We start from the raw sequence: 23,164 nt of genomic DNA on the forward strand, positions 1-23,164 counted from the left end.
CTGCTTTTTCAATCGTTTTTATTATGGATTTTCACTTTCGTACTGCGCTTATCGGCAATTTCCTTCGCACGTTTTTCCGCTTCATCCTTTTTATCGTATGTGTCACTCGCCTGTTTTGCGCCCACCGTCTTCACTTTCCATTCGTCATCTTCAAAGTATACCTCAACGTCATTGTCGATCAGGTCCGGTCCGCGGCTGTTGTCGTCATCATGGTCCTTGAGATCTTTATTCTCAAGTTTTTTAAGATCTTCTTCGGAAGCATCCTTGTACCATTCCTGGGCTTGTTCCGTGCCGATCGGAATCGCCCGGCCTTCATCATATCCTTCTTCAAGCATCGCATTGATGATGTCGATCGCTTTTCTCCGTTCAAGACGGTCGAGGTTCTTCAGGGAATCCGGATAGTCATTCATTGTGTAAGCCAAGATAGTACACTCCTTTTCAAGATTCTAGTATCATTATACCCGAATCAAAATTTTTTAATGGGGGAGAGCGATATGATTTTCACTTTTGAGGTTGAGACAACCGAACGGAATGAATTCATCAATATCGACCATCTGGCCAAGGAAGTCTTGCAAAGAAGCGGCATGACCGATGGGATCATTACCGCATTCACACCCCACACCACCTCCGGTGTCACCATCAATGAAAATGCGGACCCGGATGTGACAAGGGATCTCGTCTACGGTATGGGGGAGACGTTCGAAAATAAAAAAGAATACCGGCATGCGGAAGGCAACTCCGATTCCCATATGAAATCTTCGCTGACAGGAGCGAGTGAGACGCTGATCGTCCACGGGGGCGAAATCATCTACGGCACATGGCAGAGCCTTTATTTTGCGGAGTTTGACGGACCGAGGACACGAAAGGTTTATTTTAAAGTGCTTGAGGGGTAGAGTATAAAAAAGCCCGCACCTTTTAGGAAAAAGTGCGGGTGAATATCAGGAAATATTACTTATGCAATTCAAACTGTCTATATTCTAGCTGCATTTCTGACATTTGTCCATAAGTATTTCCTGAGTTTTACAATATTTACAATCGGGAGGTTTTAAAGGTGTTTGGTCTGATCAAAGGACTGCTTGGGTTCCTGTTCAAACTGTTCATCGTCGGCCTTGCAGCCACAGCGATAGTGGTTGCTGTCGTCGTATTCCTGTTGAAGAAAGATGTGGATGAACTCAAAGAATTCACGGAGCAGCTGAAGCGCGAAGGTCTGGAAGGATTGAAGATGAACCAGCAATAATTAATGTAGATGGGGCCGGGACTTGCATCCCGGCTTTTTTGTATGGGACGGGACCGGAGGAGAGGGGGCAGGGTCCGGATAGAACCGGGGGCATGGGTGTGTCCGTCTGGATATAGGAATGGAATCCGGACAGAACCGGGGACGTGGGTGTCGCTGTCTGGATATAGGAATGGAATCCGGACAGAATGGGGGACGTGGGTGTCGCTGTCTGGATATAGGAATGGAATCCGGACAGAATGGGGGACGTGGGTGTCGCCGTCTGGATATAGGAATGGGATCCGGACAGAAACGGAGGTGGGTGTACTTCCGCCCGACTCCGTAATCAAAAGTGCATCGACCTGCAACCAACACCCAAAAAAAAAGAGGCCTCAGGGCCTCTTTACTCATTTAAAACTCTATCGAGCACAGAAATGTTATCACGCATGAGCGACTGGTACGTCGCATCGTCTGCATCTTCATCAGTCAGCACTTCCAGGTTGTGGAATTCCAGTGTCTCCGTGCCGGTGGAGCTCTGAATCGTATCCGTGACACGGGAAGTGACGTTCTGTTCATACAGGATATAATCTACATCATTTTCCTCGATATCATCAACGATTGCCGTGAGATCCTGCTGGCTGGGCTCTTCATTGTTCAGGCCATTGATGGCCGCCTGTTCAAAACCGTATCTGTCAGCCAGGTAACCGATGGATTCATGTGAAATATAGACAATGTCGCGCGTTGTATCTTCAGTGACCGTTTTTAAATCTTCATCGATCTCATCCAGATCGGTAATCAGCGATTCATAGTTCTCTTCATAGAGCGACGCTTGCTCCGGGTTCAAGTCGACCAGTTTATCTTTAATTTCTTCTGCCATGGACTGTGCAAACACGGGATCGAGCCATACGTGCGGATCGGTGGAGCCGTGATCATGGCCGTGTTCTTCATGCTCTTCGTGGCCGTGTTCTTCGTGCGCTTCATGGCCGTGTTCTTCATGCTCTTCATGGCCGTGTTCTTCATGCTCTTCATGGCCGTGTTCTTCATGCGCTTCATGGCCGTGTTCTTCATGCGCTTCATGGCCGTGTTCTTCATGCTCTTCATGGCCGTTTTCTTCATGCTCTTCGTGGCCGTGTTCTTCATGCGCTTCGTGGCCGTGTTCTTCGTGCGCTTCATGGCCGTGTTCTTCGTGCTCTTCATGGCCGTGATCGTGGTCATGTTCAAGTAACTGATCATCCGAGATGCTTGCAGCAGCCGGTAAAAATTCGGTGTGGCTGTCGACTGCATTTTTGATGGTGTTTGCGACCGGATCGAATTCATCCGTCGTATAAACGAAGAGGTCGCCTTCGGCAAAACCGACCATATCTTTCTGCGTCGGCTCGTAAGTGTGGATATCCACACCCTTCGGATAGATCGTCTGGACATTCACGGTGTCCCCGCCGATCTGTTCTGTAAAGCTTTTAAGCGGGAAGACGGTGGTGTAGACTTCAAGCGGTCCGTCTTCTGCTGCGCTGCTGCTTTCATTGCCGCAGGCGGCGAGTGTGAGCAGCATGACGGGTATCAGTGTTTTTATTATTCCTTTCATGAAAGGGCTCCTTTAAATAAGAATCATTACGTTTTAAAATTATATCGTAATGGTTACGATTAATCAACACTTATTTAAAAAATTCATTATTAATAGCGGTTGAAAAATTACGCGAAAACGTGTAGAATAGGTTGGTAACTATAAATGAAGGTCTTGAATATATACGAGTCATCCAGCACGCCGGATGATCAACTGGCCAGTTGATTAGTAAACAGACCTCATGTTCAAGAATATTATTTAGGAGGGAATATTGATGAGAGTAAATGTAACTTTAGCTTGTACAGAATGCGGTGACCGCAACTACATTACAACTAAAAACAAAAGAAATAATCCTGAGCGTATTGAAATGAACAAATATTGCCCAAGATTAAACAAATACACGTTACACCGTGAAACGAAATAATAATCTTAAAAAGTGTAAAGTCTAAATATTTGGACTTTACACTTTTTTTGTGAATAAAGCCGGGTGAGCCGTATTTTGTCCCGGCTGTATCGTTTTTGATTTTAATGGTGTCTGTATATGATATAATCAACTTAAAATTAAGATTGAAAAAGGAGTACAAAAAATGACTACAATAATGGATGGTAAGAAAGTGGCCGCTCATTTATCCGAAGAAATCAAAGAGGTCGTCGAGAAGTCGCACAGCCTCGGCATCACACCTAAAGTCGCCCTTGTCAGAGTGGGTGATTTGTCGGATTCAATTTCTTATGAAAATGCGGCTGTCAAACGCTTCGAAAAATTGGGCATCGAAACAGAACGATTCTCTTTTCCTGAAGACGTTTCGGCAAGAGCTTTCTTAAGCCGTTTCAGGGAAATCAATGAGGATTATTCCATCAATGGCATTCTGCTGCTCCAGCCGATCCCGAAACACATTGATATGAAACGGGTGGTTGAAATCATGAACCCGATCAAAGATATAGATGGCATGACACCCGATAACATGGGGAAACTCATCGTCAAGGAAAAGAATCGCCTTGAGCCCTGCACCCCTGCTGCCGTCATGGAAATGCTCAAATTTTATGACATTGACCTGAAGGGTAAAAATGTGACGGTGGTCGGTGCAAGTGCCGTAGTGGGCAAGCCGCTGTCCCTTCTGCTCATGAACCAGGAAGCGACCGTGACGACATGCAACCTGTATACGGACGACCTGGTGGCAAAATGTAAAGATGCAGATGTCATCATCAGTGCGGCGGGCGCCGTGAACCTGATCGACGAACCGCACGTAAAAGAAGGTGCAGTCGTCGTAGATGTGGGCATCAATTTCAATGAGGAAGGTAAACTTGTCGGAGACGTGAATTATGAAGCTGTGAAAGACAAAACTTCTTATATCACACCGGTTCCGGGCGGCATCGGGGCAATCACGACGACCGTGCTCGCTTATCACCTGATGCTTGCGACAGATTACCAGAAAGAACCTGTACTATTCCTGGAAAACCACTGATCAGATCATAAAGATATTCAAAATATCGATGAATGAAATGAAGGCCATCTCTTCATCATCATTCTTTTGTCCGATGACCATCATGCTCCAGACATCAACGGAGATGACCTTCATGTCGACGGAGAATCTGCAGCCGTCATAATAATACTCGATACGCACCTGCCTTTTTAAGGCAAGTGCGTTTTTTAATGTGCGGTCGATTTCCTCCAGACGGTCATCCGATAATTCCGGACGGCTGATCTTCACCTGGCTCTCCTGCATTTTCCGCACATTTTCAAACTGCTCCGGCATCGTGGCGAATGGTGCCCATTTAATCATGCCGCGGCCCTGCGGGATATTTGAATTCAATGATTCTCTCGGCATCTCACGATAATCCATCACAATCCCCCTCTTTCCTATATTCTTTCATTACCCACATTATAAGAACATATGTTCTGTTAAGCAAGGGCGGAATTTATTCACCGAGTGTAGAATCGTGTTAAAATGAATTCAACAATGAGAAAAAAGGTGACATGATGAAGAAATTGATCGTAATACTCATATTATTCGCAGCAGTGATCCTGGTGCTTACACTGCCGCTTGCACCGGAGACGAGCGATACCGAAAGGGTGATCGTCGACCATACCCTCGGCGTGGTGGTGCACCCGGTCTGCTTTGAAGAGGCGGGCCTCACGAATTACATAGATGAAGTATCCTACAGCAATGCCATGGAAAACTATGAATATGAAATTTTGGGGGAGTGCTCCGAGGAGAGGCTGCAGACAGGAAGAACGAGCATCTTAAGCAAAATATTTGATTAATAAAAATATATTGTTTTTTCTGACAATTGATGATACACTATGCACATACCATTATTTCATTCTTTCAACTATTATTTGGAAATAGCCTTCCAATGCAGAAAAGGAACCGGAGACGGTTCCTTTTCTGTGTCTTCAGAGGGTGAGGGCAGGCCGGAATATGGCAAGATTGTGAACCTCGCACGCGCAACACCGGCCACCACCATGAAACATCAAAAATGAAGACCGGCCGGAAACCGCCATTGCGGCAGTTCCGGCCGGTCTTCAGCATCCGAAGGCCTTTATTTATCCAAGCGCTTTTGTGATATTCGGCACCACTTGTTTTTTACGGGAGACGACGCCTTCCAGGAAGGCCGTATCTTCATCGAGGGAAACGTCGAAAGCCTGTTCAACGACACCTGCATCGGTGCCGAGGGCGATCACTGACGAATTGGATTCCAGGATGTTCGTGATGACGAGCACGAACAGGTCGTAACCTTCTGCGTCGATTTCTTTCTGGATCGCTTCGGTGAGTTCCGTTTTGCGCTCGAGCACTTCATCGACATCGATGACATTGACTTGGGCGATGCGTGTCGTCTTCGGACCCATTTCGAATGTCTTTGCATCGCCCGTCAAAAGTGCCTCGGCGGATTTATCCTTCGTCGAAGCGCCCGCTTTCAGCATTTCAACGCCGTATTCGTCCGGGTCGACACCGGCGGTTTCCTGAAGTGCACGGGCAGCTTCAACATCCTCATCCGTCGTGGTCGGCGATTTGAATAGAAGTGTATCGGAAATGATTGCCGACAGCATCAACCCGGCCATTTCACGGCTGATTTCAAGGTCTTTTTCCTTGTAGATCTTATGAAGGATCGTCGCTGTACATCCGACGGGCTCGGCTCTGTAGTAGAGCGGGCCTTCCGTCTGGAAGTTCGCGATGCGGTGGTGGTCCACAACTTTCAGGATGTTCGCCTGACCGATGTTTTCAGCGGACTGCTGGAACTCATTGTGATCCACGAGTATGACCTCGTCACCTTCGCCGACACCCGCGATCAGTCCGGGTGCTTCAACGCCGAAGTGATCGAGCGCATACTGCGTCTCTCCGTTGAGTTCGCCGAGGCGCGCCGCAACGACGTCATTGCCCAATTTGGTTTCAATATCCGCGAGTACTATCGCAGAGGTGATCGTATCTGTATCAGGATTCTGATGTCCAAAAATTTTAACAGCCATTTTGAAACTCCTTTTCAATCTGAGATATATTCATTTTAACATTTGATGTGCGTGCTTGCTACGGGTCGACGACGGCACCGAGCGTATTTTTGAAATGCGCGAGTGCCACTTCGTGCGCTTCCGGATTGAATGAGGCGACACATGATTCCGGCACGATGATATCATAGCCGAGATTGTAGGCGTCCATCGCGGTATGCATGATGCATATGTCCGTCACGACGCCTGTGAGGACGACCGTATCGACCCTGCGTTCCTGCAGCAGCTGGTGGAGCCTTGTACCGCAAAACGCGCTGTAGCGTGTCTTATCGAGGAAGAACACATTTTCCTGCGACTTGATTTCCTCGTATTTGGCCGAGACTTCCCCGTACAGTTCGCGTCCCGGCGTGCCGTCGATGTTGTGGGGCGGGAAGAGCTTGTATTCAGGATGGTGCGTGTCACCCTCGAAATGCTGGTCCATCATGAAGAATACAAACGCATCATCCTGTACAGCTTCGTCAATCTTACCTGCAATATTCCCCTCAATGGCCATCGCGGGTTCCCCGGCTGTGAGTTTTCCGTCGGGTGCCACAAAATCATAAGAGTAATCGATCACCAGTAAAGCTTTGTTCATTTAATCATTCCTTTACATCATTTCTTTTAATCGCCATATATACTATATTCAACATGAAGACGATGAGAATCGCAACCACGAAGAACATGAAATACACTTCACCCCCGGTTTCAGTGATGATCGCCCCGCCGATCACGGGTCCGATTATGCTGCCGATGGAGAAGGCCATGCCCGCAATCAGGTTTCCGGCAGGGAGGTTATATGCCGGTGTCATATCCGCCATATAGCTGATGCCGAGCGAATACATGGAACCGACGAAAACCCCGGCGAGCGCAAATAAAACCATCAGCAGCCAGAATGAATCCGTGTAGACTTCCATCAGGAAAAACGCGCCGGCGCCGAGGAGGAGCAGCGCGCTGATCAGGCGCGCCCGGCCGACTTTGTCCCCGAGGATGCCGATCGGGACCTGCAGGAGTATCGCACCGAAGGAGAACATCGGCAGTATCCACGTCACCTGGGAGATTTCAAAGTCGTTCCGGAGGGCGAAGACCGGGAAGTTCGTATTCAACGACCCTTCAAAAATCCCGAAGAGCATCGGCGCGAGAAAACACGCCCAGCTTGTGATGATGACGGCCCTGAAGTTCTTTAAAGTGTTGAAGAAACTGCTCGGCGCCCCGGAATCGACAGGTTTTGCACCCGGCGCATCCGGAAGCAGGAAAATCAGCGGCCAGGCGATCATCGTGAGTACGCCTGAGACGATGAACGGCAGGGCTTCATTGATGACGACAAGTTCACTCACTTTCGGCCCGATCATGAAGCCGAATGAGAAGAAGAGCCCGTAAAATGCGATGATCTTCCCCATCTGACGGGGCGGTGTCGATTGGATCAGCCATGTCTGCGTGCTGAAATGGAGCATATTATCCGCGACCCCGACGATCAGCCTGAGGACGAACCAGAACCAGATGGCTTCAAACGCCGGGAATAAAAACAGGGCGACCCCGACGGTGGCGCCGCCGATGATGATCATGGGCATGTAGCCGTATTTCCTGAGCGGCGCCTCGATGAATAAGGCGGATACGAATACGCCGATGTAGAGGCCGGAAGCGTGCAGTCCGCTCAACGCCGGAGAGATGCCGCGGTCTTCGAATATGAAGGAGATCAGCGGGAGCAGCAGCCCCTGTGAAAACCCCGAGATGCAGACGATGATGGAAAGTATGATGAATTTGCGTTTAAAGCCGTTCGTGTCCATAAAAGCCTCCGATGTTTGAATGTTATAATCCGCCGGACCTGTGGTAAAATGATTGTAACTGAATTATAACCGATTGAACGGACATACAGGAAGGACGGAAGATATGTATCAATATGAAGATGACAGTTTCATGCTCCATACGGATTTGTACCAGATCAATATGACTGAAGTCTATTATAATGAAGGCGTACATGAGCGCACAGCCATTTTCGACCTTTATTTCAGGAAAATGCCATTTGAAAATGGTTACGCCGTATTTGCAGGACTTGAGAGGGTCATCGACTACATTTCAAATTTAAGATTCAGCGATTCGGACATAGAATACCTGAGGTCGCTCGACTATGATGAAGCGTTTTTAAGTTATTTGAAAGCCCTCAGATTTACGGGCACCATCCGCTCGGTGGAAGAAGGACAGGTCGTCTTCAACAACATGCCGCTCCTGCAGGTGGAAGCGCCGCTCGCGCAAGCCCAGCTCATCGAGACGGCGCTTTTGAACATCGTCAACTACCAGACGCTCATTGCGACCAAAGCGAGCCGCATCCGTCAGATTGTACCGGATGACACGCTGATGGAGTTCGGTTCGAGGCGCGCCCATGAATTCGATGCGGCGATATGGGGGGCGAGGGCGGCTGTCATCGGCGGCTTCGACGGCACAAGCAATGTCAGGGCCGCGAAGCTCTTCGGCCTGCCGCCGAGCGGCACCCATGCCCACGCAATGGTGCAGGCATACGGTGACGACTACGAAGCATTCAAGGCATATGCAACGACACATAAAAACTGTGTCTTCCTGGTCGATACGTTCGACACCCTCCGTTCGGGTGTGCCGAATGCAATCAAAGTCGCGCGTGAGATGGGGGATGAGATCAACTTCATCGGCATCCGCCTGGATTCCGGCGACATCGCCTACCTGTCCAAAAAATCGCGGGAAATGCTGGACGAGGCAGGTTTCCATGATACGAAGATCATCGTCTCCAATGACCTCGATGAACTCACGATACTGTCGCTGCAGTCGCAGGGGGCGAAAGTCGACAGCTGGGGCATCGGCACGAAGCTGATCACGGCTTACGACCAGCCGGCACTCGGTGCCGTCTACAAACTGGTTGCGGTTGAAGATGAGGATGGGGAACTTGACAGCCGCATCAAGATTTCCGGCAATGTCGAGAAGGTGACGACTCCGGCGAAGAAGAACGTCTACCGCATCATCAACAGTCATACCGGCATGAGTGAGGGGGAGTACATCACCCATTACGAAGAAGAAGTGGACACCGGTGCACCGCTGCTCATGTTCCATCCGATCCATACGCTCAAACGCAAACTGGTGCATTCGTTCGAAGCGGTGGAGCTGCTGAAAGAGGTTTTCGTCGATGGTGAACTGGTTTACAAATCCAATTCGGTGGAAGAGATAAGGGAGCGCCTCGATTATAATCTTGGCACTTTATGGGAAGAGTATAAGCGATTCCTGAACCCCGAAGAGTACCCTGTGGACCTGTCCCGGGAGCTGTGGGACATCAAGCAGGAGCTGATCGAGGATGCAAGCAATAAAAAATTGGAGTGATCATATATGAGACCACGTCAGGAAGAAATCATCAAAAACTTACATGTTAAAAATGAAATCTCACCTGAGGAGGAAGCAAGGGAAATCATCGATTTCATGAAAGGATACTTAAAAGACCACCTTTTCCTGAAGTCCCTGGTGCTCGGCATATCGGGCGGACAGGACTCCTCCCTGCTCGGAAAACTCGCACAGATGGCAGTGGATGAGCTGAACGAGGAACAAGGCACGGGCAATTATGCATTCCACGCATTGAACCTGCCTTATGGCGAACAGCAGGATGCACAGGATGCGCTGGACGCGGTGGAATTCATCAATCCGACATCCGTCAGGAAAATCAACATCAAAGCCTCCGTCGATGCGAGCATCGATGCACTGCACGAAGCAGGCTATGAAATCAACGATTTCGTCAAGGGCAATGAAAAAGCGCGTGAAAGGATGAAGGCGCAGTATGCGGTCGCTGCGACGATGGACGGGCTCGTACTCGGTACGGACCACGGGGCCGAAGCGATCACGGGATTCTACACGAAGCATGGCGACGGGGCATGTGACCTTGCACCGCTCGTCGGTCTGAACAAACGTCAGGGCAAGGCTATTTTGAAGTATCTGGGCGCACCCCGCCATCTTTATGAAAAGGTGCCGACAGCGGACCTCGAGAGCGACCGTCCGATGCTCAGTGACGAGGAAGCGCTCGGTGTCACGTATGATGCCATCGATGATTTTCTGGAAGGCCGGGAAGTCAGCGATGAGGATTACGAGACGATCATCACCTGGTATGAGAAGACGGAACACAAACGTGTCCTCCCTTATAACCGCTACCACAAACCCACAGACTAACTCAGACCGGAAGGAAAATGTAAGATGCTTGAGATGATTTCCGAAAGTGCACTTCTGATGGTGATTGTAATTTTCGTCATCAATATATTTTATGTCAGTTTTCTGACTTTGCGCACGGTGGCCCTCACGAAGGGCTACCGATACTTAGCGGCGTTTGTAAGTATTTTGGAAACGTTCGTTTATGTCATCGGCCTCGGCCTCGTGCTTGACAACCTGGATCAGCCGGTCAATGTCATCGCTTATGCGCTCGGTTTCGGGGTCGGCATACTGACAGGCCTGTACATCGAGGAGAAACTGGCACTCGGTTATATGGTGGTCAACGTCACGAGCAGCCAGAATGATAAAGATCTGCCGGACCATTTGAGGACGCTCGGTTACGGTGTCACACACGGCACACAGTACGGTCGCGACGGCGCACGTACGACGATGCAGATCCTGACGCCGAGACGTTACCAGCGCAAGCTGATCGAGACGATCAAGGAGCTGGATGAACGGGCGTTCATCATCGCCTACGAGCCGAAGACGATCCACGGCGGATTCTGGACGAAGAAGGTGAGCAGCCGTAAAGTTGCGAACTACGAACCTGAACATGTCGAAGAGATATTGGAAGAAATCTATGAAGAGGAAGCTGCTGAAGCAAATGACGAAACCAATGAAAAAGAAGAAGTTCAAAGTCGAAAAGAATGAAACAGTAAAGGACTGCCTCGAGCGTATGAGGGGTGAGGGCTACACGCCCGTCAGACGGCACGAAGTGCCGGTCTTCAAGGAAGAGGGCGGCAAACCCGTCGTCAGTCATCAGGAGATACAATTCGAAGGCAGGAAGATGGAATGATTTCAGGAGAGTCGGGACATGACGTCCCGGCTTTTTATTTTGATCGGGGGTGCTCACAGTTCACTTGGCTCTGAAAACACCGAAAGTGTACACTTAAATCAGTGCAAAGTGATATTATAAATGACGCATGACACATAAAGGGATAAATAACATTTATAATGTAATAAGTAAAAATATTATTGAATTTTTAGATAATTGTGATAAAATTATCCTCAAAGGATTCATAATTCAGTAAGGAGGGGAAACAATGAGTAAAGTTTCGTGGTCAAGGTGGATGTTCTTTATGATGCTGATTTTTGTATTGGCTTTGGCAGCATGCGGCGATGGTGATACTGCAGAAGAAGAATCACCTGAGGAGTCGGATACTGCAACGGAAGAGGAATCAACCGATGAATCGGAAGATGCAACGGAAGAGGAATCAACCGAGGAATCGACCGAGGAATCGGAAGATGCAACGGAAGAGGAATCGACCGAGGAATCGGAAGATGCAACGGAAGAGAGTGATGACGAGGGCGCTGAGGAAAGTACAGATGCAGATGAAGAATCTGAATCGGCAGAATCTGAACCAAGAGTGACCGACTTTGAACCGGCATTCCCGGAACAGACAAGGGCACCTGAAGTGGAGACTGAAGCAGAATTGGATGTGGAAGTTGTTGTTGAAGGTCTTGGTGTGTCCTGGGGTATGGAAGAGTTTGACACAGACCGCATACTTGTCACGCAAAGGGATTCAGCAGAGCTCCTTATTGTGGACCTTGAAGATGGCTCAGTTTCAGATCCAATCGAAGGCACCCCGGAAGTGAACAACGAAGATCAGGGTGGTCTGCTTGATGTGACCATTGCACCTGACTTTGACGAATCAAGGTTGGTATTCCTGACGTTTTCTGAAGATATTGAGGGTGGTACTGTCACTTCTGTCGGTAAGGGTGCTTTATCAGAAGATGAAGCTTCACTTGAAGATTTTGAAGTGATCTTCCAGGCGACACCGGCATATGATGGTACATTGCACTATGGTGGACGTATCATCTTTGATGAAGAGGACAACCTGTTCCTGACAACCGGTGAGCGTTCGGATGACCCGATCCGCGAACGTGCACAGGACTTGGATGCTTACCTGGGTAAAGTCATCCACATTACACAAGATGGAGAACCGGTGGATTCAAATCCATTCATCGAAGATGAAGATGCACTGGACGGTATCTACAGCTACGGTCACCGTAATATTCAAGGTGTGGACTTCCACCCTGGAACCGGGGACTTATGGATTGTTGAATTCGGTCCCCAGGCCGGGGATGAACTGAATATCATCGAGCCGGGCAATAACTATGGATGGCCGACTGTTTCCTATGGTATCGAGTACACTGGTGAATTGGTCAATGAGGGTATTTCAGAACATGAGGAACAGGGCTTTGTGGAACCAAGATATTATTGGGATCCGACAAGTGCACCAAGTGGTATGTCATTCTATGATAACGATGCCATTCCTGAATGGGAGAACGACTTGTTCATCGGTGGGCTGGCGCCGAACTATATTGTACGTGTCGTCATTGAAGATGACACCATCGTCGGGGAAGAACGTCTATTGACCGAAGAAGGAGAACGCTTCCGTGATATTCTTGTCACCGAGGATGGCGCGCTGATTGCAGCCACTGATGGCGGTCTGATTTATCAGATCACTGCAGAAGGTGAAGGCACAGAAGAAGACGACGAATAATTCGCTACCCTCTAAAAGCACCCATGCTTATGTCAAGGCCATTGAGATGAGGGGTGCGACAATATTAAAGAAGCAGGCATTCGTGAATGCCTGCTTCTTTTTTGATGCCTGGGCAGATTGAAAAATTAAAGGTGGGCATGCAAAAGAATACTTAAAATATATTCAATGTGTCGTCAAAATTGACATCCGGGGCTCTTGTCGCTGAAAACTGCGGCAGGTGAACATACGGAAGGTCCCTCCGTAATTTTTCACGCGGGCATGCGGAAGATATTCATTATCTGTTATAATGACAGAGATAATGATTAAAGGAGCGAGCAGTTATGATTTCACGTTATACGAGAGATGAAATGGGTGCCATCTGGACGGATGAGAACAAGTACAAAGCCTGGTTGGAAGTCGAGATACTCGCGGCTGAGGCATGGGCGGAGCTTGGCACCATCCCGAAAGATGAAGTGAAGAACATCAGACCGAATGCAAAGATCGATGTGGAGCGCATACTTGAAATAGAAGCGGAGACACGCCATGATGTCGTCGCATTCACGAGACAGGTGTCGGAAACGCTCGGTGAAGAGAAGAAGTGGGTGCATTACGGGCTGACTTCGACGGATGTTGTGGATACGGCGCAGAGCTACATGATCAAACAGGCGAACGAAATCATCGAGCGGGACCTGGAACGTTTCATCGAAGTGCTCGGTGAGCGTGCGAAAGAGCATAAGACGACGCTGATGATGGGGCGTACGCACGGTGTGCATGCGGAACCGACGACATTCGGCATCAAGCTCGCACTCTGGTATATGGAAATGAAACGCAACCTGAAGCGTTTCAAGGCGGTACGCGAAGAAATCGAAGTGGGCAAGATGAGCGGTGCCGTCGGCACATTCGCCAACATCCCGCCGGAAGTGGAAGAGTATGTATGCGGACACCTCGGCCTCGGTTTTGCGGAAGTTTCGACCCAGACGCTGCAGCGTGATCGCCATGCCCATTACATCAGCGTGCTTGCACTGATCGCGACATCAATCGAAAAGTTCGCAGTCGAGATCCGCGGCCTGCAGAAGACCGAAACGCGGGAAGTCGAGGAAGCTTTCGGCAAAGGACAAAAAGGTTCCAGTGCCATGCCGCATAAGAGGAACCCGGTCGGCAGTGAGAACGTCACGGGGCTTGCGCGCGTCATCCGCGGGTACGTCTCCACGGCTTACGAAAACGTGCCGCTCTGGCATGAACGGGACATCTCCCATTCATCGGCCGAACGTGTCATGCTGCCGGATGTGACGATCGCGCTCGATTACATCCTGAACAGGTTCACGAACCTCGTCAAAAACCTCACGGTGTTCGAAGATAACATGAAAACGAACATCGATAAGACGTTCGGGCTCGTTTACTCCCAGCGTGTCATGCTGACATTGATCGATAAGGGGCTCGCCCGCGAGGAAGCATATGACCTCGTCCAGCCGAAAGCGATGGAATCATGGGAAACGCGGCAGCCGTTCAAGGAACTGATTTCAGCAGACGGGCGTATTACGGATGTGCTGAGCCGTGATGAGATCGATGGTTTATTCGATGAAAACCATCACCTGCAGCGGGTCGATGTCATCTTCAGACGTGCAGGCCTCGAGTAAAATAAAAAGAGGTGTAAATGTGAAACCAACCCCCCGTTTGTTTTTAATCATGGTGCTGGGCGTCGTCCTGACAGGCTGCACCGAGGCTGCAGCGGAACCTTCGGACCAGCCTGCCGGCACATTTGAAAAGACGGTCGAAGAATATGATGTAGGCAGCTTCGCCGTCCCGGTCTTCAGGGAGGTGGACGGCGTCACATATATCAATGACATCCTGATCGTCAACCGGGAGTATGATCTCCCGCCGGACTACAACCCCGGCCTCGAGCCGGAAGTCATCGATGCCACCGGGCAATTGATGGAGGATGCTGCGGCTGAAGGGTTCAGCCTCGTCATCGTCAGCGGCTTCCGTTCATACCAGGATCAGGAAGCTGTCCATGAGGACTTCGTCGACCGTCTCGGCCCGGAAGAGGCGGAGCAGTATACACTTCCGCCCGGCCACTCGGAACACCAGTCCGGGCTTGCCGTCGATATCGGGACTGTGGAGAGTGCATCGTCGGCTGCCGTTTCATTCGGTGAGACCGAAGCATATGCGTGGATGAAGGATGTGGCGCATGAATATGGCTTCGTCATCCGCTATCAGGAAGGGAAGGAAGACATCACCGGCCTGAGTTACGAACCGTGGCATCTCAGGTATGTCGGCGTCGAGCCGGCAACGGAGATGTACGAAGAAGACCTGGTGCTGGAAGAATATCTCGGCATAGATTAAACCAACGTCATGATAAGTATCGCTTATCATGACGTTTTTATGGCAATCGGCGATTTCATACATAATTGATAAAAAGATATGCGTTAAGATGATATAATATTTTTATGAAATTATTGGGGGTTTTAAAATGTTGAAGGATGCAAGACATATATTCAAGCTGGACCCCGCCAAAGAAATGACGGATGAAGACCTGGAGAAAATAGCAGAATCCGGCACGGACCTGATCCTCGTCGGCGGCACCGACGGCATCACCGAAGATAACGTCCTGAATGCCCTGGCCAGGGTGCGGCGCTTTTCCAAGCCGGTGGCCCTTGAAGTGACGGATAAGGATTCGGTCATCCCCGGGTTCGACCATTACTTCATCCCGAGCGTCTTCAATACGACGGATATCAGATGGCAGCACGGTCTGATGCTGGATGCCCTGAAGGAGTACAGCCATCTGATCGATTACGATGAGATGTCGCTGCTGCCCTATCTGATCATGAACGAGGACTGCAAAGCATTCAAAAAGTCGGAGGCGGAGCCGGTGACGATGGAGATGCTGCCGCACTACGTCGATATGATCGACAAGCTGTATAAGACTGAGTATCTTTATATCGAATACAGCGGTATGTACGGTGATCCGGCAGTGATGGAGACCGTGAAGGCGCATGCTGAAAATACGCATGTCATCTACGGCGGTGGCATATCTTCAAAAGCACAGGCCGAGGAGATGGCGCAGTTTGCGGACACCATCGTCGTCGGCAATATCATACATGATGATGTGAAAAAAGCGTTGCGTACTATCATTAATTAAATTGGGGTTTTTAAAATGGATTTATCCTTGATGAATAAAGAACAAAGACAGGCGATCAGGCATACGGAAGGGCCGCTTCTGATCATGGCAGGGGCGGGGAGCGGGAAGACCCGCGTCCTCACCCACCGCATCGCCTATCTGCTTGCCGAAAAGGGCGTGCCGCCGTACAACGTATTGGCGATCACCTTCACGAACAAGGCTGCACGTGAAATGAAGGAAAGGGTCCATAAGCTGATTCCGGACCCGGAAGATGCGGAGCGGATATGGATTTCGACGTTCCACTCGATGTGCGTCAGAATCTTGAGGCGCAACATCAACTACCTGGGCTATGAAAACAGTTTTTCCATCCTTGATCCGACGGACCAGAACTCGGTCGTCAAAGGCATTTTGAAGAACAGGAACCTGGATGTGAAACAGCACCATCCGAGGAAGATCTTGTCCTACATATCGGATCAGAAGAACCAGCTGATCGATGCCACGACGGCGATTTCCGAAGCCGACGGCCACTTTGAAGGGCTGTACAGTGAAATCTATAAGGATTACCAGGAGATACTTTACCGCAACAGTTCGCTTGATTTCGACGATCTGATCATGCTGACGATCGAACTCTTCAAAAAAGAAGCGGATGTACTGAATTATTACCAGAACCGTTTCCAGTACATCCACGTGGATGAATACCAGGATACGAACCACGCCCAGTATGAACTCGTGAACCTGCTTGCCGGGAAATACCGCAACATCTGCGTGGTCGGTGATTCGGACCAGTCGATCTACAAATTCCGCGGCGCAAATATAGAAAACATATTGAACTTTGAAGATGATTACCAGGATGCGAAAGTCATACTGCTCGAGCAGAACTACCGGTCGACTGAAACGATCCTCGATGCAGCGAATGCCGTCATCGGCAACAACACTTCAAGGAAACCGAAAGCGCTGCGCACGGAACGGAAGGGCGGCAAGAAGATCAAGACGATCCTTGCAGACTCGGAACGTGCGGAAGGCCAGGAGGTGCTGCGTCACGTCATGGCGCTCTCGCGTGAGTATTCCTACAGCGACATGGCGGTGCTCTACCGGGCCAACTCGCAGTCCCGTGCAATCGAGGATGCTTTCGTCAAAGGCAGTGTGCCCTACAAGATGATCGGCGGCATGAAGTTTTACAGCCGAATGGAGATCAAAGATCTCATGAGCTACCTTAAAGTCATCCAGAACCCGCATGACGACATCAGTTTCGAACGCATCATCAATACACCGAAGCGCGGCATCGGCCAGAAGACGGTCGAAAAGCTGCTCGCCTACGGCAGCAGCAACGGCATCAGCATGTACGAAGCGGTCATGCAGGCGGACTTCGTCGGCATCCCGAAAAGTGCGGTGGTGACGCTGATCAAACTGGATGAGATGCTGCAGAATCTGAAAGAGAAATCCAAGTACATGATGATCACCGAACTGGTCGATGAAGTGCTGGAGGATACGGGATATATCGATGCACTTGAAAAAGAGGACACGCTCGAATCGAGGAGCCGCATCGAGAACCTTGAAGAGTTCAAGACGGTGACGCGTGAGTTCGATAATGAAAACGAGATTTCCGATGAACTTTTATTCGACTTCCTGAGTGACATGGCACTCGTCTCCGATCAGGACGGTGTGGAGGCCGACAGCGGTGTGACGCTGATGACGATGCATGCCTCGAAGGGCCTCGAGTTCAAAGTGGTCTTCGTCGTCGGCCTTGAAGAAGGCATCTTCCCGTCACAGCGGGTGATGTATGATGACGATGAGCTGGAGGAGGAGAGGCGTCTGATGTATGTTGCACTGACACGTGCCGAAGACCAGCTGATCCTCTCCCGGGCGGACTCGCGCATGATCTACGGCAAGAGGGAGAGCAATGTGCAGAGCCGGTTCTTAAATGAAATCCCGGCCGGACTGATCGACGGGGAAGTCGTTGAAATCGATTCGGCGAAATCCAAGAGCCCGTTCCAAAAGGCCGGACGCGCCCACCGCAGGACACCGACGGTGCTCACGGACAACAGCGGCGTGACGTTCAAAGTCGGCGATAAGGTCGCCCATAAGAAGTTCGGCGACGGCATCATTTCCAACATCAAGGGTGAGGGTGACTCCAAGGAGCTCGACATCATTTTCACAAAAGAAGGGCCGAAACGCCTGCTCGCGAATTTCGCACCGCTTGAAAAAAAGGAGTAGATGATTCATGGAAGAGAAGATAAAATCATTGCAGGAGCGGCTGAACCGCTACAATTATGAATATCATGTACTGGATGCACCGACGATTCCTGACAGTGAATATGACAGGTTGCTTCATGAATTGATCGAATTGGAAGAAGAACACCCTGAATTCAGGACGGGGACTTCACCCACAGTGCGGGTCGGCGGCGCCGTTTTGGACCGCTTCGAAAAGGTGGCTCATGATACGCCGATGCTGAGCCTCGGCAACGGCTTCAATGAAGAGGAACTGCGTGCATTCGACAAGCGCGTACGCGACAATGTCGGCGAAGTCGAGTATGTATGCGAGCTGAAGATCGACGGTCTCGCCGTATCGCTGAAGTACGTGGACGGCGTGTTCGTCCAGGGTGCGACGCGCGGCGACGGGACAATCGGGGAAGACATCACTTCGAACCTGCGCACGATCAAGGCCGTGCCGCTGACGCTCGGGGTCCCGATGTCATTTGAAGCACGCGGTGAAGCGTATATGCCGAAGCATTCCTTCCAACGCCTGAACGCAGCGCGGGAGGAGCGGGGGGAGGCGCTGTTCCAGAACCCGAGGAACGCTGCAGCCGGCTCCCTCAGGCAGCTCGACCCGAAGCTTGCAGCACAGCGGCACCTGTCGATCTTCCTCTACAGCGTGAACGACCTCGCCCAGATTGATGCATCGACCCAAAGTGAGGCGCTCGACATACTCGATGATCTCGGCTTCAAGACGAATAAAGAGCGCCGGCTCGCCCGCAGCATCGAAGAAGTCATCGAATATGTCGAATACTGGACGAATCACCGGGCGGATCTCGACTATGACATCGACGGCATCGTCATCAAGGTGAATGACCTGGAGACGCAGGAACAGCTCGGCTATACGGTCAAGTCCCCGCGCTGGGCCATCGCATATAAATTCCCGGCCGAAGAAGTCGTGACGGAAATCGAGGACATTGAGCTCACGGTGGGCCGCACCGGGGCCATCACCCCGACGGCGATACTGACGCCGGTCAAAGTCGCAGGCACGACCGTGGCGAGGGCGTCCCTCCACAACCATGAACTGATAGAGGAACGTGATATCCGGATCAATGACAAAGTGGTCATCAGGAAAGCGGGGGACATCATCCCTGAAGTCGTCCGCGTCATCATGGAGGAACGGACGGACCAGGAAGTCTACAAAGCACCGACCAACTGCCCAGGCTGCGGGCATGAAACCGTCAAACTCGAAGAGGAAGTCGCCATCCGCTGCATCAATCTGGCGTGTCCGGCGCAGCTCGTCGAAGGCATCATACACTTCGTCTCAAGAGGGGCCATGAACATCGACGGCCTTGGGGAAAAAGTCGTCGCCCAGCTGTATGAGGCCGGTCTGATCAAGGATGTCAGCGACCTGTATAACTTGAAATACGACGATCTGATCGAACTTGAGCGTATGGGGGACAAGAAGGCGACCAATCTGCTGAATGCGATTGAAGCATCCAAGGACAACGATTTGAGCAAGTTGCTGTTCGGTCTCGGCATCCGTTTCCTCGGCGCCAAAGCATCACGTCTGATTGCAGAAGAATTTAAAGATATTGATACGATCATTTCAAAGGAGGAAGAGGATTTCATCCAGATTCCCGAAATCGGCGAAAAAATCGCCAAATCGATCGTGACCTATACACATAACCAGGATTTCCAGGAATTGATCGGGAAGTTGAAGGCATACGGATTGAATCTCACCGAAGCAGTCACCGTGCCGCAGAGTACGGCGTTTGAAGGCATGACGTTCGTGCTGACAGGAAAGCTCAGTCAGCTGACACGCAATGAAGCCAAGGGAATGGTTGAAAAAGCCGGCGGGAAAGTGACCGGCAGCGTCTCAAAAAACACGGATGTGGTCGTCGCCGGTGTTGATGCCGGAAGCAAACTCGAAAAAGCACGGGCGCTGGATGTTACAATATGGGATGAGAATGAATTTATTGAAAAGATGGAGCAATAATGATGAAAATTAAAGCAATGATGATACTCATGGCCGTCATGCTCGCCGCCTGTAACGCAGCACCCGGGCCGGAAGCGGAAGAGGGGCCGGCGGAAGATGACAATGTGACCACCACGCCGGCCGCCGAACGGGAAGAGACACTCACTCAGAGCAGCAGCACGGCAGGTTACTATCAGACCGTCATTCCGTATGAAATCTCCCCGTCGAGAGGCCTTACGAGCACGAATATGGTCTCGAGCTATAATATAGAAGCATTTGAAAAAGGCTTGTTCGATATCAGCAAAAATGTATTCCCGGTCGATGAGTACATCTTCCGTGAAGGCCAGATATTCACAGAAGAGATGGTCAGGGGCTTTTTGGGCCGCCAGTACACACGGGAAGAAATAGAGGAGATGTCCGAGGAGGAGCTTGCCGACAGCAATGCCTTCAGCAACCTCGGGCTCAATCCGTCGACTGGCGGGGAAGAAGATCCGGAAGTGATTGCGGAGGAAGCACCGCTGTACCTGTCGCATATATTGGAACAGAACTATCTGCTTGCGGATGAGGAAGGTGAACTGACACTTGACGGCATCACGATCGGACTTGCGATGAACAGCACATATTTCTACCAGACCGAACAATACGGCACGACTTATTCCCGAAGCCTGGATGAAAGCGAAGTCCGTGAACAGGGCCAGAGGATGGCGGATGAAATACTCGAGCGGCTGAGGGCGAATGAACGTTACAGTGATCAGACGATCGCTTTTGCGATATTCATCCAGTCCGGCGACACCGCCATAACCCCGGGGAATTTCGTGTCATACGCCGTTGCGGAAGGCGGGGATGATACACTCTCATCCTTCAACGACATCAACGAGGACTACGTGCTCTTCCCTTCTTCCGAGGGGGCTGAGTTCAATGAACAGATCAACAGCGATTACGAAGTCTTCAACCGTAACCTTTCCGCTTATTTCGATAATTTTACGACGTCCATCGGTCACGGCAGGTTCATAGACGACTCGCTTGAGACACTCACGATAGAGATCCCGGTCCAGTACACCAGCTACGGTGAAATCATCGGGCTCTCCCAATACGTCCATGGGCTGCTCGGAGACCATTTCGCCGGATCGGCCGTCGAAGTATCCATCGCGGACAAGAGCGAGACATATGCACTCATCACCAAAGATGAGAACGACGAAATCAGTACACATATTTATGAATGATGATGTTCATTTGAAACGCCCGCCGGTTGTGTCCGGCGGGCGTTTTATTTCCCCCGGCTTCAATAATGCGAAAAAGGGCCGGGACCTCAGTCCCGACCCTTTTAAAAAATCAATCTCAATTTTTAAGAACGCGTTCCGTTTCATCGAATTCAGCTTTCATTGCAGCTTCTTTCTCATCTGTAGGTGTTGCCATCTTACTCACGACAATACCTGCAATCAGTGCCAGGATGAAGCCCGGGATGATTTCATATAATCCCGTTCCAAATCCATCTGCCATAATCCAGATGATGACGGTTGCTGCACCAGTGATTATAGCTGCGACTGCACCGTTCCTGTTCATGCCTCTCCAATGCAAGGCGAGGATCATGACCGGACCGAAAGCGGCACCGAAGCCTGCCCATGCATTCGCAACGATATCCAGAATGACGGATTCGTCGTCCCATGCAATGATGATTGCAACGAGGGACACGAGAATGACCGCAAGTCGGCTGGCAAGAACATACATATCATCCAGCTGTTTATCCGTTTTCGTTTCTTTGTTGATGACTTTCTTTCTGACGAGCCTGTAAAAGTCCTGGACAAGTGAACTTGATGTGACAAGCAGCTGTGATGAGATTGTACTCATGATCGCTGCGAGTATCGCTGCCAGGAAGAATCCGCCGATGACCGGATGGAAGAGCACCTGACTCATCAAGATCAGAATTGTTTCAGGATCTTCGATGGCATGCTGCGTCTGTTCGATGAAAGCAAGACCGAGCAGACCTGTAAGTGATACACCGACCAGGCCGATGATCATCCATGTGATACCGATGCGCCGTGCCGCCGGCAGCAGCTTATGAGTCCTGATGGACATGAAACGCACGATGATGTGCGGCTGTCCAAAGTAACCGAGCCCCCATGCGAGGTTACTCAGTATGGTGACGATGGATACCCCGGTCACCAGTGATAAGTAATCGACATCAGCGACTGCACCGAGCTGGTCTATCGTGACAAACGGCTCGACATCGTTCCCGGTCAAATAAAACCAAGTGACGATGGGAATGAGCACTATGGCAATGATCATGATGACACCCTGCACAAGGTCGGTCAGGCTTACGGCCAGATAACCGCCAAGGAAAGTGTAGACCACGACGATGCCCGCAGTGATGATCAGTCCCCAGTGGTATGGGATGTTGAATGCATTCTCTGCAAGCTTACCGCCTGATACCATGCCACTTGCGGTGTAGACCGCAAAGAAAATGACTATGACAAGACCCGCAACGATTTTAAGAATATGATTGTTATCCTTGAAGCGGTTCTCCAGGAAGTCAGGGATGGTGATCGAGTTGCTGGCAACTTCAGAGTATACACGTAGTCTTGGTGCAACCACCCAGTAGTTGACATAGGCACCGATCGTCAAGCCGATACCGATCCATGCACTGGATAAACCAACACTATACATATCTCCGGGCAGACCCATCAGCATCCAGCCGGACATGTCCGATGCCCCGGCGGATAACGCGGTCACCCAGGGACCAAGACTTCTGCCGCCCAATGTGTATTCATCCATATTGGATGTGGACTGCTTATAGGCATAAACACCTATACCGATCAGCAATACAAAATAGAGAAATATCATGACTATTTCGACCCATCCTGCAGTGAAACTGAAACCATTCATTGAATTTAGAATCATTTTCTCGCCTCCTGTTGATTACGATAC

23 protein-coding genes are annotated in these 23,164 nt (G+C 50.3%); 16 read left to right on the forward strand and 7 right to left on the reverse strand.

Annotation, left to right across the window (positions count from 1 at the left end):
- Positions 1 to 8 precede the first annotated feature (8 nt).
- Positions 9 to 422 carry a DUF2188 domain-containing protein gene (locus BUA12_RS10970; protein ID WP_072710661.1) on the reverse strand — a complete coding sequence of 138 codons (414 nt, stop codon included), beginning with the start codon at positions 420 to 422 and terminating at the stop codon, positions 9 to 11.
- A gap of 72 nt (positions 423 to 494) precedes the next feature.
- On the opposite strand from BUA12_RS10970, the gene BUA12_RS10975 reads away from it, so the two are divergent.
- Positions 495 to 893 (forward strand): secondary thiamine-phosphate synthase enzyme YjbQ, encoded by a 399-nt coding sequence (locus BUA12_RS10975; protein ID WP_072710662.1) that lies wholly within the window; start codon positions 495 to 497, stop codon positions 891 to 893.
- A gap of 158 nt (positions 894 to 1,051) precedes the next feature.
- Positions 1,052 to 1,237 (forward strand): hypothetical protein, encoded by a 186-nt coding sequence (locus tag BUA12_RS10980; RefSeq protein WP_072710663.1) that lies wholly within the window; start codon positions 1,052 to 1,054, stop codon positions 1,235 to 1,237.
- 379 nt (positions 1,238 to 1,616) lie between these two features.
- Here BUA12_RS10980 and BUA12_RS10985 read toward each other — a convergent pair whose 3' ends face one another.
- Positions 1,617 to 2,795, reverse strand: a complete 1,179-nt coding sequence (locus BUA12_RS10985; protein WP_072710664.1) for a metal ABC transporter solute-binding protein, Zn/Mn family — start codon at positions 2,793 to 2,795, stop codon at positions 1,617 to 1,619.
- A 253-nt stretch (positions 2,796 to 3,048) separates the two neighbouring features.
- On the opposite strand from BUA12_RS10985, the gene rpmG reads away from it, so the two are divergent.
- Positions 3,049 to 3,198, forward strand: coding sequence for a 50S ribosomal protein L33 (gene rpmG, locus BUA12_RS10990; protein ID WP_072710665.1), 150 nt, complete (start codon positions 3,049 to 3,051; stop codon positions 3,196 to 3,198).
- A gap of 163 nt (positions 3,199 to 3,361) precedes the next feature.
- Entirely contained in the window at positions 3,362 to 4,237 is an 876-nt protein-coding gene (locus BUA12_RS10995) for a bifunctional 5,10-methylenetetrahydrofolate dehydrogenase/5,10-methenyltetrahydrofolate cyclohydrolase (RefSeq protein WP_072710666.1), read from the forward strand.
- Here BUA12_RS10995 and BUA12_RS11000 read toward each other — a convergent pair whose 3' ends face one another.
- Entirely contained in the window at positions 4,238 to 4,615 is a 378-nt protein-coding gene (locus BUA12_RS11000; RefSeq protein ID WP_072710667.1) for a YolD-like family protein, read from the reverse strand.
- A 137-nt stretch (positions 4,616 to 4,752) separates the two neighbouring features.
- On the opposite strand from BUA12_RS11000, the gene BUA12_RS11005 reads away from it, so the two are divergent.
- Complete coding sequence (locus BUA12_RS11005) at positions 4,753 to 5,037, forward strand: alpha-amylase (protein WP_072710668.1); 285 nt, start codon at positions 4,753 to 4,755, stop codon at positions 5,035 to 5,037.
- A gap of 282 nt (positions 5,038 to 5,319) precedes the next feature.
- On the opposite strand, the gene BUA12_RS11010 is transcribed toward BUA12_RS11005, so the two are convergent.
- Genes BUA12_RS11010 through BUA12_RS11020 form a run of 3 tightly spaced genes read right to left on the reverse strand, consistent with a single transcriptional unit; the run spans position 5,320 to position 8,039 of the window.
- Complete coding sequence (locus BUA12_RS11010) at positions 5,320 to 6,240, reverse strand: manganese-dependent inorganic pyrophosphatase (RefSeq protein WP_072710669.1); 921 nt, start codon at positions 6,238 to 6,240, stop codon at positions 5,320 to 5,322.
- 58 nt (positions 6,241 to 6,298) lie between these two features.
- Positions 6,299 to 6,850, reverse strand: a complete 552-nt coding sequence (locus BUA12_RS11015) for a cysteine hydrolase family protein (RefSeq protein ID WP_072710670.1) — start codon at positions 6,848 to 6,850, stop codon at positions 6,299 to 6,301.
- A 4-nt stretch (positions 6,851 to 6,854) separates the two neighbouring features.
- The gene (locus tag BUA12_RS11020) at positions 6,855 to 8,039 is read right to left on the reverse strand and encodes an MFS transporter (protein ID WP_072710671.1); all 1,185 of its coding nucleotides are present in this window, start codon (positions 8,037 to 8,039) and stop codon (positions 6,855 to 6,857) included.
- Positions 8,040 to 8,142: 103 nt separating this feature from the next.
- On the opposite strand from BUA12_RS11020, the gene BUA12_RS11025 reads away from it, so the two are divergent.
- From BUA12_RS11025 to BUA12_RS11075, 11 genes are all read left to right on the forward strand, one after another.
- Positions 8,143 to 9,594: a nicotinate phosphoribosyltransferase gene (locus tag BUA12_RS11025; protein ID WP_072710672.1), complete on the forward strand. Its 1,452-nt coding sequence runs from the start codon at positions 8,143 to 8,145 to the stop codon at positions 9,592 to 9,594.
- Positions 9,595 to 9,600: 6 nt separating this feature from the next.
- Positions 9,601 to 10,428: an NAD(+) synthase gene (gene nadE, locus BUA12_RS11030; protein ID WP_072710673.1), complete on the forward strand. Its 828-nt coding sequence runs from the start codon at positions 9,601 to 9,603 to the stop codon at positions 10,426 to 10,428.
- A gap of 24 nt (positions 10,429 to 10,452) precedes the next feature.
- Positions 10,453 to 11,115, forward strand: coding sequence for a DUF2179 domain-containing protein (locus tag BUA12_RS11035; protein ID WP_072710674.1), 663 nt, complete (start codon positions 10,453 to 10,455; stop codon positions 11,113 to 11,115).
- Positions 11,069 to 11,260: an NETI motif-containing protein gene (locus tag BUA12_RS11040; protein WP_245772811.1), complete on the forward strand. Its 192-nt coding sequence runs from the start codon at positions 11,069 to 11,071 to the stop codon at positions 11,258 to 11,260. Before BUA12_RS11035 ends, BUA12_RS11040 begins: the two co-directional genes overlap by 47 nt.
- A 247-nt stretch (positions 11,261 to 11,507) precedes the next feature.
- A complete protein-coding gene (locus BUA12_RS11045) occupies positions 11,508 to 12,971 on the forward strand; it encodes a PQQ-dependent sugar dehydrogenase (RefSeq protein WP_245772812.1) in 1,464 nt (487 codons plus the stop codon).
- 320 nt (positions 12,972 to 13,291) lie between these two features.
- Positions 13,292 to 14,587: an adenylosuccinate lyase gene (purB, locus tag BUA12_RS11050; RefSeq protein ID WP_072710676.1), complete on the forward strand. Its 1,296-nt coding sequence runs from the start codon at positions 13,292 to 13,294 to the stop codon at positions 14,585 to 14,587.
- A 19-nt stretch (positions 14,588 to 14,606) separates the two neighbouring features.
- Complete coding sequence (locus BUA12_RS11055) at positions 14,607 to 15,293, forward strand: M15 family metallopeptidase (protein WP_178138265.1); 687 nt, start codon at positions 14,607 to 14,609, stop codon at positions 15,291 to 15,293.
- A 127-nt stretch (positions 15,294 to 15,420) separates the two neighbouring features.
- A complete protein-coding gene (pcrB, locus tag BUA12_RS11060; RefSeq protein ID WP_072710678.1) occupies positions 15,421 to 16,089 on the forward strand; it encodes a heptaprenylglyceryl phosphate synthase in 669 nt (222 codons plus the stop codon).
- A gap of 30 nt (positions 16,090 to 16,119) precedes the next feature.
- Positions 16,120 to 18,282, forward strand: a complete 2,163-nt coding sequence (gene pcrA / locus BUA12_RS11065; protein ID WP_084670164.1) for a DNA helicase PcrA — start codon at positions 16,120 to 16,122, stop codon at positions 18,280 to 18,282.
- Positions 18,283 to 18,289: 7 nt separating this feature from the next.
- Positions 18,290 to 20,260, forward strand: coding sequence for an NAD-dependent DNA ligase LigA (ligA, locus tag BUA12_RS11070; RefSeq protein ID WP_072710680.1), 1,971 nt, complete (start codon positions 18,290 to 18,292; stop codon positions 20,258 to 20,260).
- Positions 20,261 to 20,262: 2 nt separating this feature from the next.
- The gene (locus BUA12_RS11075) at positions 20,263 to 21,462 is read left to right on the forward strand and encodes a CamS family sex pheromone protein (RefSeq protein WP_072710681.1); all 1,200 of its coding nucleotides are present in this window, start codon (positions 20,263 to 20,265) and stop codon (positions 21,460 to 21,462) included.
- Between the two features lie 115 nt (positions 21,463 to 21,577).
- Here BUA12_RS11075 and putP read toward each other — a convergent pair whose 3' ends face one another.
- On the reverse strand, positions 21,578 to 23,137 hold the full coding sequence (gene putP / locus BUA12_RS11080) for a sodium/proline symporter PutP (protein ID WP_072710682.1): 1,560 nt from the start codon (positions 23,135 to 23,137) through the stop codon (positions 21,578 to 21,580).
- Positions 23,138 to 23,164 lie beyond the last annotated feature (27 nt).

It is taken from the genome of Lacicoccus alkaliphilus DSM 16010 (assembly GCF_900142805.1).
Classification (GTDB): Bacteria; Bacillota; Bacilli; order Staphylococcales; family Salinicoccaceae; genus Lacicoccus; species Lacicoccus alkaliphilus.

Excerpts from the sequence above, each read along its gene's own strand:
- BUA12_RS11000 (WP_072710667.1), bottom strand. The coding sequence starts at position 4,615 with ATGGATTATCGTGAGATGCCGAGAGAATCATTGAATTCAAATATCCCG.
- putP (WP_072710682.1), bottom strand. The coding sequence starts at position 23,137 with ATGATTCTAAATTCAATGAATGGTTTCAGTTTCACTGCAGGATGGGTC.
- BUA12_RS10975 (WP_072710662.1), top strand. The coding sequence starts at position 495 with ATGATTTTCACTTTTGAGGTTGAGACAACCGAACGGAATGAATTCATC.
- BUA12_RS10985 (WP_072710664.1), bottom strand. The coding sequence starts at position 2,795 with ATGAAAGGAATAATAAAAACACTGATACCCGTCATGCTGCTCACACTC.
- nadE (WP_072710673.1), top strand. The coding sequence starts at position 9,601 with ATGAGACCACGTCAGGAAGAAATCATCAAAAACTTACATGTTAAAAAT.
- BUA12_RS11045 (WP_245772812.1), top strand. The coding sequence starts at position 11,508 with ATGAGTAAAGTTTCGTGGTCAAGGTGGATGTTCTTTATGATGCTGATT.
- BUA12_RS11005 (WP_072710668.1), top strand. The coding sequence starts at position 4,753 with ATGAAGAAATTGATCGTAATACTCATATTATTCGCAGCAGTGATCCTG.
- BUA12_RS11075 (WP_072710681.1), top strand. The coding sequence starts at position 20,263 with ATGAAAATTAAAGCAATGATGATACTCATGGCCGTCATGCTCGCCGCC.
- purB (WP_072710676.1), top strand. The coding sequence starts at position 13,292 with ATGATTTCACGTTATACGAGAGATGAAATGGGTGCCATCTGGACGGAT.
- pcrB (WP_072710678.1), top strand. The coding sequence starts at position 15,421 with ATGTTGAAGGATGCAAGACATATATTCAAGCTGGACCCCGCCAAAGAA.
- BUA12_RS11015 (WP_072710670.1), bottom strand. The coding sequence starts at position 6,850 with ATGAACAAAGCTTTACTGGTGATCGATTACTCTTATGATTTTGTGGCA.
- BUA12_RS11025 (WP_072710672.1), top strand. The coding sequence starts at position 8,143 with ATGTATCAATATGAAGATGACAGTTTCATGCTCCATACGGATTTGTAC.
- pcrA (WP_084670164.1), top strand. The coding sequence starts at position 16,120 with ATGAATAAAGAACAAAGACAGGCGATCAGGCATACGGAAGGGCCGCTT.
- BUA12_RS11020 (WP_072710671.1), bottom strand. The coding sequence starts at position 8,039 with ATGGACACGAACGGCTTTAAACGCAAATTCATCATACTTTCCATCATC.
- ligA (WP_072710680.1), top strand. The coding sequence starts at position 18,290 with ATGGAAGAGAAGATAAAATCATTGCAGGAGCGGCTGAACCGCTACAAT.
- BUA12_RS11040 (WP_245772811.1), top strand. The coding sequence starts at position 11,069 with ATGACGAAACCAATGAAAAAGAAGAAGTTCAAAGTCGAAAAGAATGAA.
- BUA12_RS11010 (WP_072710669.1), bottom strand. The coding sequence starts at position 6,240 with ATGGCTGTTAAAATTTTTGGACATCAGAATCCTGATACAGATACGATC.
- BUA12_RS11035 (WP_072710674.1), top strand. The coding sequence starts at position 10,453 with ATGCTTGAGATGATTTCCGAAAGTGCACTTCTGATGGTGATTGTAATT.
- BUA12_RS10995 (WP_072710666.1), top strand. The coding sequence starts at position 3,362 with ATGACTACAATAATGGATGGTAAGAAAGTGGCCGCTCATTTATCCGAA.
- rpmG (WP_072710665.1), top strand. The coding sequence starts at position 3,049 with ATGAGAGTAAATGTAACTTTAGCTTGTACAGAATGCGGTGACCGCAAC.